This is a genomic window from Methylobacterium sp. WL103, assembly GCF_008039885.1.
Classification (GTDB): Bacteria; Pseudomonadota; Alphaproteobacteria; order Rhizobiales; family Beijerinckiaceae; genus Methylobacterium; species Methylobacterium cerastii.
The window spans coordinates 1-13,236 of the sequence record NZ_VRUX01000069.1 but is presented as its reverse complement, the minus strand read 5'-3'; the positions used below and the strand labels follow the sequence as shown (position 1 = coordinate 13,236).

Genomic DNA, 13,236 nt, shown 5'->3' with positions numbered 1-13,236 from the left:
TCGGGCTAGAAAAGCATCTCGTCACCGCAAAACATCCAGATCGGCGCACGGTCATCCCCTCGGTCAGCCGGCCTTCAGGAAGACGACGCGACCGAAATACAACGCCGAGCCTCCACCGAGCGCTTACCATCGACGCGCATCGCGAACCAGCGCTACCGCTGGCCGCGGAATACGACGAAGGCCCCGGACGCCGAGCGAGTGTTGTAGGTGCTCTGAGCAAACGACATGGCGCTTGGCTCCATCAATAGCGCTTATACGGCGAAGCTGAACACACGCTTACGGGATGTCGCACAGCCCGCTGGATGACCGGGATGGGCGCTAAGCCGTCATGCATCGCGACCCGAGCGACCGTCCGCTTTCTCGATTTTGCTTCCGAGAGCGGACCAGCAGAAATCCACCCTACCTGGTCGTAGAGCAGACGGACGGGTCCCGACCCAACCCGGTCGCTCATCCCGTTTCATCGCCTGCCTGTAAGCGGACATTGTTCTGCAGCCCGCTGTCTGGGTAGGACCAACTGAGCACCACCGAACCGCTTTTCGATCACTGCACCAAAAGAAAAGCCGTTCCTCCGCCGAGTGAAGATCCCCGGGAGAACTTCCGACCTGCAGACTAAATTTGGGCCGAGGCATGGAGCGTGTGGGCACGGGTCAAGCTGGACAAGGGTGTGGCCGGAAACAACCGAAGCGTCGGCGAGCACCTGGCGGACTGGACTCGGGAGCGGGCCTACAGCCCGGTCATCGAACTCACGGGCTTGCCGGAGGCGGTCGAAACGGGGTTGGCGAAGGCCGGCGTGGCGTTGTGGAAGGCGGCGGAGGCCGAAGCCGCGGCGATGATGGTACGGGAGCGCCTGCGCATGGCGGAGGCCATCGCGGCGGAACGGGACCTCCGGCACGAGGCGCTCGGGATGGTGGATGCGGGTGAGGCCGTGATCGAGGGGCTGCGGGCCGAGATCGCGCGGCATGCGGCCGAGCTCGAAGGGATGCGGGAGCACATCCGCGTCGTGCGGGCGCGGGAGTTCTGGCCGCGGATGGCGCAGGAGATCTGGGAGGTGCTGCCGGAGCGGGAGGCGATGCACCTGACCGAGATCACGCGGCGGATCGGGCGCGAATTCGTCAAGGAGGCGGAGGAGTACCCAGGCGACTGGGGTCCGGCCCTGATCCGGGGCGTGATCGACCAGCGCATCAAGTACCGGAAGCTGTTCGCGGCCGCGGACCCCGGGCGTTATCGCAGGCGCAGGCCGGAGGACGACGTCGCGGCCTGATGGCGTACGCGACCGGTCGGTGGCGGTCTCCGGAGGGTCGGGGGCCATGCCAATATGGCGGCGAGACGCGGAACCCGCTCGCGGGTGAACGATACGACGGTCAGGCGGCGATCACGCGAGAACGTTCCCCGCCCCTGTTCTCCAAGATCTCGGACGGAGCGCTTCGCGTCCGATTGCGACCCGCCGCCTTGGCCTCGTACACGGCCCCATCCGCCAGGGCGTAGAGATCCTCCGCCCGGGAGACACCGGAAGCCGTGCCGATGCTGACGGTGACCGCACCCGCCGCGATGCCGGCCATTCCGACCGTCAGACGCGACACCTGGGCATGCACCTCGTCGGCGACGCGCAGCGCGCCTGCCTCGTCTGTCTTCGGAAGCAACAGGACGAACTCCTCGCCGCCGATCCGGCAGACCAGGTCGCCGGGCCGGTTCACGCCGGCCTGAAGGCAGCTGGCCAATCCCCTAAGCACCTCGTCGCCGACGGTGTGGCCATGCTTGTCGTTGATGCGCTTGAAATGGTCGGCATCGACCATGAGCAGGGACATCGGCTCGCCGGTCCGGCGTGCGTCCGCGCATGCCCGTGCGTAGGCATCCTCGAACCGGCGGCGGTTCGCCAGGCCGGTCAGCGCGTCCGTGCGCGATAGACGGGCCATCTCGGCGTGCATCTCCGCCCTGAGCCCGAGTTCCCGGCCGAACAGCAGCGATAGGGCGATGGTCACCCCGCACAGGGAGAGGACGATGGCGGCGATGCCGAGGGCCTTCGTCCGCCATTGCGCCTCGACGTCGGCCGTGCCGACGGCGACGTTGAGGACCAACGGAAGATCGCCCACCTGGGTGAAGGCGTAGTGGCGCTCGACGCCGTCGCGGACGGACATCCCGACGAAGGCGCCGCTGCCCTCGCGGACGAAGCGGTCGAAGTTCGGGGTGCCGGCGATGTTCACGCCGACGTCGGCCTCGGCATAGGGATGGCGCACGATGCGCATCCCGCTCCTGAGAAAGAGGTTGATCGCACCCTCTCGACCCAGGCCAATCCTGTCGAACAAGCGGGTGAAGTAAGACAGCTTGAGGGTTCCGAGCGCGACGCCGCCGAAGGAGCCGTCCGGTTTGGCGATGCGACGACTGAAGGGGAGTATTCGCTCGCCGGTCAGGCGCGAGACCAGGGGTTGGCCGATATGGAGACCTAGGGCGGGGTGCGTCTTGTGGGCCTGGAAATATTCGCGGTCGGCGTAGTTGCACTTGCGCGGCGGCCAGCCGGCCGCGTCGATCGCGATCTCGCCCGTCTCGTCGATGACCAGCAGGTCTCCGATGTCCTTCGCCGTGGCGGCGCGGTCGAACAAGATCAGCTGCCGCGTCCGCGGGCTCGCCTCTGCCGTGGCCGGCGCCCGCAGGTTGTCGACGACGCCCCGTAGCGACAGGTCGATGAGCTCGACGTTGCGGACGATGTCGCGCTCGACGACCTGCAGCAGGTTCCTTGAGGTCTGCTCGGACCTGTCCCAGGCGTCGCGCCTGAGGTCCAGCAGCATGAGCCCCGACATGACCAGCATGCCGATGGGCGCCAGCACGCCGAGTGCGACCCAGCTCCGATTGGACGTGCGCGCTCCCATCAGGCGGTCGGGGACGGATATCACCGGGCGTTTCCAATCTTGGTTGCCACGAATGTCGCGCATGGGGTCTGACCGGACGGTTAAGCACCGGGTGTGACAACCTCGGAAGCCGTCTCGCGCCCGACACGGCGCATGGAGAACAGTCCCGAACGACCCGAAGCCGATCCGGACCCGGTTCGGGCCGTCGCCTGATCACGGCCCGCTTAGATGGTCGGGGCATGACCCCGGCGCATTCGGCCGTCTCACTGAGAAATCTTCCCTGGGCTGAGGCAACGCAGGTGCCGACCACGGCGTCTTCCATCGCCCCTGGCCTGACGCCGCTTCCAGGACCTTCCGGTATCGCCGAGGCCGCGGTCACGAAGGTCCATGCCGCAGGCGAATCCCGTCGAACGTCCTTGAGCTATCGATGAAGGTCGGCGCCGGATCACCGACGACCACCCTCGTCGTGGGGCGAGGCGTCCCGGCTGGGAGGCCCGGCGTAGGCGTCGAACGGGAAACGTGACGTTCCGCATGGGTGTCTCATGAGGATCCCCGGCGACCGAACGGATCGACGACGGTCCCCACTCGCAACGGAGGCCGCCACGGCCCACCTTTGGCCGGTGGCGACGAGGCGCCGCTGGGGGTAATCGCTTGCGCAAGGTGGGGGCGCCGATCCGGCGGGTGGTCTTGTTCTGCGCGCCCCTACTTGCGCTGGCGGTCGCCGGCTTCGCCTACGCCTACCTCGCGCGGCCGACCACGCTCGTCGTCGCCGTGGCTCCGAACGGTGGTTCCGAGCCGGCCCTGATGCGGGCCTACGCGGATGCCCTGGCCAAGGGAAAGGCGTCCATCCGGCTGCGGATCGTCCCCTTCGACGGGGTGCGCGAGAGTGCAGAGGCGCTCCGGGACGGAAAGGCGGACCTCGCCGTGGTCCGGCCCGACGTCATGCTGCCGCGCAACGGGCTCACCCTGGCGGTCCTGCGCGAGCAGGCGACCTTCGTAGTCGCGCCCCGCCAGGCCGGCATGGATGGCTTCCCCGCCCTCGCGGGCAAGCGGTTGGGCATCCTGGCACCCCGGAAGGCGGACCATGCCCTCGTGCGGAGCCTGGTGCGGCGGCACGGCCTGGAGCTGCGGGACGACGTTCCGGAAGGTGAGGTGCACGGACGGGTCGTCGCCCTGGTCCCGGTCGAGGAAGGGGCTATCGGGCGCTTCCTCTCCGAGGGCCGTATCGCCGCCGTGATCCTGCTGACCACGCCGACGTCGTCGGCCGCGCAACGCATCGTCGGGATCGTCCGGGGGGCGGACGCGAACGGCGAGGCGACGCTGTTCGGCGCGCCCGACGCCGCGTCCACCCTGGCGCGGCTACCTCGGCTCCAGGCCGTCACCATCCCGGCCGGCCTCTACGACGGGCAACAGCGCCTTCCGGCCGAGGACGTCCCGACGGTCGGGTCGTCCTATCGCCTCATGGCCCGTGCGACCCTGTCCCGGAGCGTCGCCGCGGAGGTGACCCAGCACCTGTTCGAGATGCGCGCGCTCCTGTCGGAGGCCACGCCCGCGGCCGAGGACGTCACCCACCCGGCCTACGACACCACCGTCGGCGCGACCAGCGCGCGTCTCGCCATCCACCCGGGCGCCATCGATTACTACGAGCGCGAGCAGGAGAGCCTCATCGAGCGATACGAGAGCTGGATCTACCTCTTGGCCATCCTCGGCGGCGGCCTCGGGTCCGTGGCCGCATGGCTCCGGCAGCGGATCGGGCGTATCCGGCGCGAGCGAATCGAGGTGGCGACCCTGCGGCTCCTGGAGATCCGCTCGAACGCCCGTGGGGAAAGCGACCGATCCAAGCTGGAGGAGATGGCGGGTGAGACCGACGACCTGGCGGCCAGCGTCGCGCGCCACGCGCTGAGGAGGGCCGCCGAACCCCACACCCTGGCGGCGGCGACCCTTGCCGTGGATGCCGCGCGCTCGACCGTCGCCCGACGCCTCGGCCGAGGCTTGGGATCGGGCGCCGCCTCGGCATGATGCCTCCCCACGAATGCGTTTGAGGACCGGCCTACCGGGAGACCGGCTCGATGACTGATCCGGGACGGCTGGTCGTCTACTTTTCCACTTCCCCAAGTATGTCCCCGGTCTTCGGGTCAAGGTCGAACTGCATCGCCTTGCCGTTCTTCATCCCTTCCCCGTCCCAATGCCCATCCTCGGCCTCGATCTTGATGATCGAGGTATATCCCGACGATATGAGCTTCTGCTTGACCTGCTCCAGCGGCATCCAATCCGGTCCCGGCTGATCAGCCAGGGCGACACCCTGCAGGCCCACGCAGAAGACGAGCGCGCATGCCAAGACTGAGTTTTTGAGCATTTCTAACACCCAGGATTCGTATTCGACCAAAATTCATTCCGGCGTTATCGATTGTACGATGAGGCATCGCCAGAGCTCCATCCGCGATTGCCGCGGCTACCGGTCACCGTGCTGCCTGGATGCATTCAGCGCCTGAAACGTAGCTGCCTTGAGCCTACCGGTCGGGCCGCCCACCGGGCGAAGGTCCGAGTGGCCCGGCGTCGTGGATGCGGGGGACGGTGCCGCGAGACAGGTCGACGTGTTGCGGAGGTACCCATGGGTGAAATCCACCGACAGCGAGCCCACCCTGTCGTCGATTGCCGTCAGATCCTGATCTGCGACCCGATCTCCACGGCGCGGTCGACGGGGATGCGGAAGTAACGTGAGGCGTCCGTGGCCGCCTGGGCCATCGCGATGTAGATCCGGTCCTGCCACACCGGCATCCCGGTCTCGGCGGACGCCACGAGGACGCGCCGGGTCAGGAAGTAGGACAGCCCACCCGAGTCCAGGCAGGCACCCGCCAAGGCCGCAGGAAGGTCGGGAAGTTCCATAAACCCGAACCGCACGCTGGCACGGCTCACCGAGTCGGAGAGCCTCTCGACGCGAACGCGCTCCCCGCCGACGATGCGCGGCGTATCCTCGGTCACGACCGTCACGATGAGGTTCTGTGCGTGAAGCACGCGGTTGTGCCGGACGTTGTGCAGCAGGGCTCCGGGCGTGTCGCCGAGCGTGCCGGTCAGGAAGACGGCCGTTCCGGGCACGCGCTGGAACGTGCCGTTCGCGGCCGTCCCGATAAAGTCGGAGAGCGGAAGCCGGTCGTGGTGCATCTCCCTGGTGATGAAGAGCGAGCCGGTACGCCAGGTCCACATCATCGTCACGAGCACGGCGCCCACCAGCAGGGGAAGCCAGCCCCCGTCGAGGATCTTGAGCGCGTTGCCCGTGAGGAAGACGCCCTCGATGAGCAGGAACGGCGCGAGCAGCAAGGCCGCGACGGCGGGCGACCACCGCCACGCCTTCCAGGCCACGACGAAGACCAGCGCCGTGGTGATGACCATGTTGCCGGTGACCGCGATCCCGTAGGCCGCGGCCAGCGCCGTCGAGGACTTGAACAGCACCACCAGGAAGACGACCGCCACGAGCAGCCACCAGTTGACCTGGGGGATGTAGATCTGGCCCCGCTTGGTCTCGGACGTGCGCAGGACCCGCATGCGCGGCAGCAGCCCCAATTGCATCGCCTGCTGGGTGATCGAGAACGCACCCGTGATGACCGCCTGACTCGCGATCACTGTGGCCATCGTGGCCAGCAGCACCATCGGGATGAGGGCCCAGGACGGGTAGAGAAGGAAGAACGGGTTCTCCATGTTCTCCGGATGGGCGAGCAGCATGGCGCCCTGACCGAGGTAGTTGAGGCCGAGGGACGGGAAGACGAGGCCGAACCATGCCGCCCTGATCGGACCGCCGCCGAAATGACCCATGTCCGCGTAAAGCGCCTCGGCGCCCGTGACGGCGAGGAACACCGCGCCCAGGACGAGGAGGCTCGCGCCGCCATGGTTCAATAGGAAGCCGACGCCGAACGCCGGGTTGAAGGCGTGCAGGATGCCCGGGTCGTCGGTGAGATGGACGAGGCCGCCGAGGGCCATGGCCAGGAACCAGAGGGCCGTGATCGGTCCGAAGAAGGCCGCCACCCGGGCTGTGCCATGGCTCTGGACCACGAAGACGCCGACCAGGATGGCCACGCTGACGGGCAGCACGAACGGCTCGAAGGCCGGCGTGACGAGCTTCAGCCCTTCCACCGCGGACAGGACCGAAATCGCCGGTGTGATGATGGCGTCGCCGTAGAACAGGGCGGCACCGACCATGCCGATCAGGATCACGGCTCCCCCCCGGTGGCCGAGGGCGCGTTGCGCCAGGGCGACGAGGGACAGCGTGCCGCCCTCGCCGTCGTTGTCCGCCCGCAGGACGATCAGCACGTACTTGACCGTGACGATGAGGATGAGCGCCCACAGGATCAGCGAGATTACGCCGAGGATCATCTCGCGGGTCAGCGCATGGTGGCCGGCTCCTCCCGTGGCGGCATGGAGGGACTCCTTCAGGGCGTAAAGCGGGCTGGTGCCGATGTCGCCATAGACGACCCCGACGGAACCCAGGGCGAGCGTCCAGAAACCGGTTCGCGGCGCATGCCCGGACATTGATTTTCCGGACGTCGGATGAGGGGCCGATACGCTCGCTGTCACGGATGTCGTTCCAATCGCTGAACCGCCGAGGACGCCGCGGACGGATCACAACGGCCAAGGCGTGCGGATCGTTCGTCGCGGACCGCCCACGGAGCCGGCAGCGTTCCGTGAATGGCCGACCGGCAGTGAACCCTTAGGCACATGCGCCACGTCCTCGATGGAAGCGCCGAGGAACGTGGATGCGCCCGGGCGGCGGGATCGACCCAGCGCCGGTCCCGGGGTGGGCTCCGGTCGGCCCGGGCCCTCCGCCATCGGTTGCAGGAGGCCGGCGTCAGGTCTCCCGTATCCCGGGCTTTGCACCGGGTTCGAACGTGAACGTGACGCCGGCCTCTTCCAACACCTGCCGCACCACCCTGAGCGTGTCGGGGCGAGGCTTGATGGAAGACGTCGCGTCCTCAAGGCGCACGATGGTCGAGACGGACACGCTCGCGCGACGCGCCAACTCGTCCTTCGACAGGCCGGTGATGCCGCGCGCGCCACGGATCTGGGCCGGCGTGACGATCGGCTCCCCGTCGTCCGATCCGTAGGTCGCCCCCCCGGATGCACCCTTCGGGGAGCCGTACCGGTTCCGTCCGGGCACGCTGAGGCACACCCCGACCCATTCCCGCACCGAGCCGTCCCGGTCGAGGATCGGAACCCCACGCGCGTTGAACCAGCGGTAGATGCCGTCGGCGCACAGCACTCGGTAATCCGTGTTGTAGGGGGTGGCGTGCGAGACCGCGGTCGACCAGGCCGCCGCCGTTCGCTCGCGGTCGTCGACGTGGATGGCGTCGAGCCAGCCCTGCCCGCTCATCTCCGCGTGGCTCTGGCCCGTGAGCGCCTGCCATTGCGGCATCTCTAGGGGTTCGCCGTCCGGGCCGTTGATCCAGAACACCGCCGCGGTCGCGCTCAGGAGGGCGTTGAAGCGGTCATGCCGCTGCTCCATCGAGGTCACGCTGTCGTGCCGCCCAGTGACGTCGAACACCACGCCCATGCCCTGGCATGGCCTGCCGTCCGGGCCCAGCATCACCTCGGCGCGGTGGAGGAGCCAGCGCTTGGTACGGTCCGGGCGTATGATCCGGAATTCCCGCGTGATCGGCTGTCCGCTCCGCAGCACGGAGATCTGGTCGCCGTGGGCCGCCCGATCGTCGGGGTGGATCATGTCGAGGCCAACCCCGAAAGTCATTTCCTGTGCCGGGTCGAGCCCGAGGATGCGGTAGAGCCCAACCGAGGCTTCCAGCCGGTCCTTGCGCATGTCGGCCGTCCAAAAGCCGACGTCCCCCATGTCCTCGATCAGCTTCAGGAGATTCCTGGAGGAGAAGGCAGGCGGGGCGGATGGCACCGCTTCGCCCTCGGACTGCGTCAGGCGCATCAACGAACGCGTCGGCATCCCCCCTCCTTACCCGTCGCTGCGGAAATGGACGTTTTCGTCTCATCAACGCGTAATCGACGCGTGTGATAAGACGTTCATGTCGAGCAGTTTCATCCGGTATCGGGCAACAAAATCAATTGACGACTTGGAGCGATTGCCGAAGCGTTCAATCTAGCCCTATCTAAGGGATGCGCGCGCTTCTGATTTTGGCATCGCTTGCCTTGGCCTTAATCTATTTTCGGAGCCACGATGCGGGCCCGGACCCGTCGCCTGACGTTGCGGTCCAGCCTGAGCGTTCCGAGCGAGCGAGGCAGCGGGAAGAGGCCATCGAGCGCCGACGATCCGAAGCGAGGGTGGCGGCCGGACGTTCGAAGGTGGCAGTCCCCATCATCGAGGCCGCGCTGGCGGAACTCACCGCCAAAGGCGTGACCCGTGGCGACGTGAAGGCCCACTTCTATGCCGAGATAGAGCAAGAGGTCTGCAACGCCTGGGATTGTCGCGCGGATTAGCGGCCCGCCTGGCGTGCACCGTGGTGCGGCCGGACCTGGCGCGGGCCCGGGGTCCAGCTCACCGCAGCGTGATCTCGCCCTGCAGCCATCCCTGCAGGATGGCGAACTGGACGATCTGCGCTCGGCTACTGATCCCCAACCTGCAGCATGCCCGGGCCTTCTGGGCTTCCACCGCCTTCAGGGTCGCGCCGATGCGTGCCCCGATTTCCTTGCCGGTGTAGCCATAGGCCACGAAGCGGAGGATCTCCTTCTCGCGTTCGGTCAGCGGGGCCTGGGCGTCGTGAGACGGGGCGGCGACGGGGCGAACGTGGGCGGCGCCGTGGCCCGGCAGCATGGGATCGACGTAGGTTCCGCCGGACCGGACCGCCTGGACGGCCTGGGCGATGTTGAGGAAGGCCGAGCGCTTCAGGACGTACCCGCCCGCGCCGGCCTCGAATGCCTGGTCGACGTAGACCCGGCTGTCGTAGACGCTCAGGATGATGGACCGTGCCGGGCTCCGGCGTTCGACGAGCGTACGGATCACCGCGACCCCGTTCATGTCGGGCATGGCCAGATCCAGGATGGCGATGTCCGGCACGAGGTCGGTGACCGCCTGCACCGCCGCCGTCCCGGTGTCCACCGAGGCGACGATCTCGACCTCACCCGTCCCCGAGAGAAGGTCGGCAACCCCGTGCCGGAACACCGGGTGGTCGTCGGCGAGCACGACGCGGACCGGGAGACGATCAGACATCGTGGGGGGCATCCATGGCGAGGTGGACCCGCGCGATGACGGACGTTCCCTGCCCGGGCGAGGATTCCAGGTCGAGGGTGCCGCCAACGAGTGACATGCGTTCGCGCATCCCGATCAGGCCGAGCTTGCCTTGGGATACCAGCGAGAGGGTGGACGCCTCGTCGGCCTCGAAACCAACGCCGTCGTCGTCGATGGTGAGCGTGAGATGCCGCGGGCTGAACAGGAGCACGACGGAGGCATAGCTTGGCCTGCCGGCATGCTTGGCGACGTTCGTCAGAGCCTCCTGGGTCAGGCGGTGGAGCGTGATGGCGTGCTCGGACGGCAGCGGGATCTCGTCCCCGGAGACCTGCATCTCGGTGCCGATGCGCGTGGCGCGACCCCATTCGTCGACCAGGTAACGCAGGGCCGTGACGAACCCGAACTCGTCGAGGGCCGCGGGTCGCAGCGCGAGGGTCACCCGCCTGAGGGCCTCGCCGACGTCCTGCGCCTGCCCGAGGAGGCCGTCGAGCTCGTTTCGTGCCGCCGGGCCGGTCAGATGTGGCAGGAGCCGCCTCAGCCCGAAGTTCAGCGCAACGAGGTGTTGGCCCGCATGGTCGTGCAGGTCACGTGCGAGGCGCCGCCGCTCGTCCTGGCCGGCGCGGTACAATTGGGCCAGGACCCCGTCACGTTCCCGTTCCGCCGCGACGCGTGCGGCTGCGTCGGCCTCAAGCCGCAGGAGCAACTCCTCACGCTCCTGCATCAGGGACTGAAGCTCCCGCGTCCGGCGCCTGCGCTCCTGCATGACGCGGCGGGCATCGTGGAGCTTGGCGGCCAGGACCTTGAACCGTCGGTCGACGGTCGGCGCATCGAGGTGGAGCAGGACCATCGCGCACTCCTCGAACCCGAGCAGGCGCGCGCGGATGCCGTGGCAGGGATGCCGTTCCAGTCCGCCATCGTCGTTCTGGAGGAACAGGACGCCGGGCAAGGTCGCGGCAGTGGAGGCACAGCGGTCGAGGTAGCGCTGGAACTCGTCGCGACCGGCCCCTTGGACGGGCATGACGGAGCCGATTTCGAGTCGCCCCAAGGATTCGCGGGCCGATGCGTTGGCGGCCGCGACCTCCCCCATGCGCCGAACAAGGAGGATGGGGGATGGGACGAACTCGAAGAGGGTATCGAAGTCGGACCTAGGCGTCGGCCTTCCCGAAATAGGGCTGTCCCCCGTCGTCGGGTGCGTCGGGATCGAGATCGATGACGATGCGGCAGCCATTGGCGCCACGGGCGATGGTGTCAGCGAGCGTGACCCGTCCATAACCCTGGCTCTCCGCAACCATGTGGCCGAATACGTGCGATGTCACGATGCACATCGCGGGCGATCTCACCGCCAGGTCTCCGAAGGGACATCGCCGGTTGCCGAGGACGACGCGCCGTTCGGTCTCCTCGATGACGTAGAAGTCTCCACCCATGCGACGCTTCAGGTCGATCAGGGCGTCGACGGTCCCGCGGAGGTCCAGTCGCGAGGTTCCCGCGGCCCGGAGGTACTCGGCCTCGATCTCCTCCGAGATGGCCAAGCCGACGAGGTTGATGAAGCCGCTGGCCTCCCGCGACCCGACGGTCTCCTCCAGGGTGTCGCTGAGGGCCCTGAAGATCATGCCGAGGAAGCCCTCGCGGTCGAGGGCTATCGCAGCATCGTCGAAAACAGTGCCTCCAACCGCTCGATTATTCATCGAACTGAGCCTCCATCCTCCCACGTCTTCTATTACTAGCACTGACATCGGCAAATTACAAATTTCACATAGCCTTAATGACGTAAAACCGCTCATTACGGTGATTTTGATGTGCATTTTGCCCAAAAGGCGGTATTTCGATACTTGTATTATCTCTCCCTGAAGCTGCGACTGAATTGATCCTGGATCGGTTTCACGAGGTACGACAGGGCCGTGCGCTCCTCGGTGGCGACATGGACCTCGACCGGCATGCCGGGAACCAGACGCTTTCCTTGCCCGAGGCGGTTCAGCTCCCCGGCGTCGAGCTCGACGTACCCGACGTAATAGGTGTCGTCCTTGGCACCCTTGGTCGTCGAGGGCGACACGTAGACGAGCTTGCCTTTGATTTCCGGCGTCGTGCGCTGGTTGAACGCCGTGAACCGTACCCTCGCCGCCCGGCCGACGTCGACCTGGTCGATGCTGGCCGGGGCGACATGGATTTCGATTTTCAGACGCGCGTCCTCCGGCACCACGGTCGCCAGCACGTCGGCGGGGGTGATGACGCCGCCGACCGTGAAGGTCTTCAGCTCGTGCAGGATGCCGGTGACGGGCGAGCGGATCTCCGTGCGCGTCAGCCTGTCCTCCAGGGCGATCCGGCGGTTGCCGAGTTCCGCGAGCTTGGCGTCCACCGTGCCGAGCTCGCGCTGCGCTTCCGTACGCGCAGTGTCGGTCACCGCCAGCAGTTGCACCCGGATCTCGCTCGCCCGCACCTTCGCCCGGGCAATCGAGGCTTCGAGCGAGCCCTGCTCCCCGGACAGCCGGTGGCGGTCCCGGTTGATGGGAAGGAACTTCGACCCCTCGTAGAGCTGCCTGTCGACGAGTCCCTGCAGCTTGCCATGCTCGCTGGTCAGGATGACGAGTTCGTCGCGCTTGGCGTCCTTCTGCCTTACCAGTCCGGCGATTTCCTCGGTCACCTGCCCGATCTGGAGTTCGAGTTGCTGGCGCTGGCTGTCCCGGCTGGCGAGGTTGCCCTTGAAGAGGCGCGTCTCGCCGTCGACGATGGACTTCGTCTCGGGATCCACTCCGGCCAACGAGACCGGGAAGCTCATGGAGCGAAGGCTGTCCCGCTCGGCGAGGAGACGGGCTTTCTTGGCAGCAAGCTCGACCAATTGTCCTCGCACGATGGCGAGCTCGGCCCGCGTCTGGGCATCGTCGATCCGGATGAGGACCTGGTCCGCCGTCACGGCCTGACCGTCGCGGACGAGGATGGCACCGACGACGCCGCCGTCCCGGTGCTGCACCGACTTGGCATGGTGGTCCACCGTGATGGAGCCCGGTGCCATGATGGCGCCGTTGAGGTCCGTCGTCGCGGCCCACCCCCCGGCCCCGACCACCAGGGCGATCACGAGGGAGAACCCGAAGGCGATGCGGGGAACGACGGAGAATGACCGCTCCTTCCCTTCCTCGAAGCCGTTGAAGGACTTGGGTTTCAGGGCCCCGAGCTGTTGCGTGCGCATGGTCCGGTACCTCTGGCGGGGGATCAGGTGACGGG

11 protein-coding genes are annotated in these 13,236 nt (G+C 67.4%); 3 read left to right on the top strand and 8 right to left on the bottom strand.

Features of this window, described 5'->3' with window-relative positions; all coding sequences use genetic code 11:
• Positions 1–634 precede the first annotated feature (634 nt).
• Positions 635–1,261 (top strand): hypothetical protein, encoded by a 627-nt coding sequence (locus tag FV222_RS07110; RefSeq protein ID WP_147813638.1) that lies wholly within the window; start codon positions 635–637, stop codon positions 1,259–1,261.
• 100 nt (positions 1,262–1,361) lie between these two features.
• On the opposite strand, the gene FV222_RS07105 is transcribed toward FV222_RS07110, so the two are convergent.
• A complete protein-coding gene (locus FV222_RS07105) occupies positions 1,362–2,864 on the bottom strand; it encodes a sensor domain-containing diguanylate cyclase (protein WP_246685358.1) in 1,503 nt (500 codons plus the stop codon).
• Positions 2,865–3,494: 630 nt separating this feature from the next.
• Here FV222_RS07105 and FV222_RS07100 point away from each other — a divergent pair.
• Positions 3,495–4,862, top strand: coding sequence for a TAXI family TRAP transporter solute-binding subunit (locus tag FV222_RS07100; RefSeq protein ID WP_147813634.1), 1,368 nt, complete (start codon positions 3,495–3,497; stop codon positions 4,860–4,862).
• Positions 4,863–4,938: 76 nt separating this feature from the next.
• On the opposite strand, the gene FV222_RS07095 is transcribed toward FV222_RS07100, so the two are convergent.
• From FV222_RS07095 to FV222_RS07085, 3 genes are all read right to left on the bottom strand, one after another.
• Entirely contained in the window at positions 4,939–5,229 is a 291-nt protein-coding gene (locus FV222_RS07095; protein ID WP_348644932.1) for a PepSY domain-containing protein, read from the bottom strand.
• 272 nt (positions 5,230–5,501) lie between these two features.
• A complete protein-coding gene (locus FV222_RS07090; RefSeq protein ID WP_147813632.1) occupies positions 5,502–7,367 on the bottom strand; it encodes a potassium transporter Kup in 1,866 nt (621 codons plus the stop codon).
• A gap of 316 nt (positions 7,368–7,683) precedes the next feature.
• Entirely contained in the window at positions 7,684–8,781 is a 1,098-nt protein-coding gene (locus FV222_RS07085) for a PAS domain-containing protein (RefSeq protein ID WP_246685357.1), read from the bottom strand.
• A gap of 170 nt (positions 8,782–8,951) precedes the next feature.
• Here FV222_RS07085 and FV222_RS29395 point away from each other — a divergent pair, with 170 nt between their 5' ends.
• Positions 8,952–9,272, top strand: a complete 321-nt coding sequence (locus tag FV222_RS29395) for a hypothetical protein (RefSeq protein ID WP_187277246.1) — start codon at positions 8,952–8,954, stop codon at positions 9,270–9,272.
• Positions 9,273–9,330: 58 nt separating this feature from the next.
• Here FV222_RS29395 and FV222_RS07080 read toward each other — a convergent pair whose 3' ends face one another.
• From FV222_RS07080 to FV222_RS07065, 4 genes are all read right to left on the bottom strand, one after another.
• Positions 9,331–10,002, bottom strand: a complete 672-nt coding sequence (locus FV222_RS07080) for a response regulator transcription factor (protein WP_246685356.1) — start codon at positions 10,000–10,002, stop codon at positions 9,331–9,333.
• On the bottom strand, positions 9,995–11,038 hold the full coding sequence (locus FV222_RS07075) for a sensor histidine kinase (protein WP_246685355.1): 1,044 nt from the start codon (positions 11,036–11,038) through the stop codon (positions 9,995–9,997). The genes FV222_RS07080 and FV222_RS07075 overlap by 8 nt, the downstream gene beginning before the upstream one ends.
• A 127-nt stretch (positions 11,039–11,165) precedes the next feature.
• On the bottom strand, positions 11,166–11,753 hold the full coding sequence (locus FV222_RS07070) for a methanogen output domain 1-containing protein (protein WP_246685359.1): 588 nt from the start codon (positions 11,751–11,753) through the stop codon (positions 11,166–11,168).
• Between the two features lie 101 nt (positions 11,754–11,854).
• Positions 11,855–13,201 carry an HlyD family type I secretion periplasmic adaptor subunit gene (locus FV222_RS07065; RefSeq protein ID WP_147813640.1) on the bottom strand — a complete coding sequence of 449 codons (1,347 nt, stop codon included), beginning with the start codon at positions 13,199–13,201 and terminating at the stop codon, positions 11,855–11,857.
• Between the last annotated feature and the right edge of the window lie 35 nt (positions 13,202–13,236).

What these genes read in the sequence shown, in the direction of transcription:
- FV222_RS07105 (WP_246685358.1), bottom strand. Translation starts at nt 2,864, where the DNA reads ATGGGAGCGCGCACGTCCAATCGGAGCTGGGTCGCACTCGGCGTGCTG.
- FV222_RS07090 (WP_147813632.1), bottom strand. Translation starts at nt 7,367, where the DNA reads ATGTCCGGGCATGCGCCGCGAACCGGTTTCTGGACGCTCGCCCTGGGT.
- FV222_RS07085 (WP_246685357.1), bottom strand. Translation starts at nt 8,781, where the DNA reads ATGCCGACGCGTTCGTTGATGCGCCTGACGCAGTCCGAGGGCGAAGCG.
- FV222_RS29395 (WP_187277246.1), top strand. Translation starts at nt 8,952, where the DNA reads ATGCGCGCGCTTCTGATTTTGGCATCGCTTGCCTTGGCCTTAATCTAT.
- FV222_RS07080 (WP_246685356.1), bottom strand. Translation starts at nt 10,002, where the DNA reads ATGTCTGATCGTCTCCCGGTCCGCGTCGTGCTCGCCGACGACCACCCG.
- FV222_RS07075 (WP_246685355.1), bottom strand. Translation starts at nt 11,038, where the DNA reads ATGCCCGTCCAAGGGGCCGGTCGCGACGAGTTCCAGCGCTACCTCGAC.
- FV222_RS07070 (WP_246685359.1), bottom strand. Translation starts at nt 11,753, where the DNA reads ATGTCAGTGCTAGTAATAGAAGACGTGGGAGGATGGAGGCTCAGTTCG.
- FV222_RS07065 (WP_147813640.1), bottom strand. Translation starts at nt 13,201, where the DNA reads ATGCGCACGCAACAGCTCGGGGCCCTGAAACCCAAGTCCTTCAACGGC.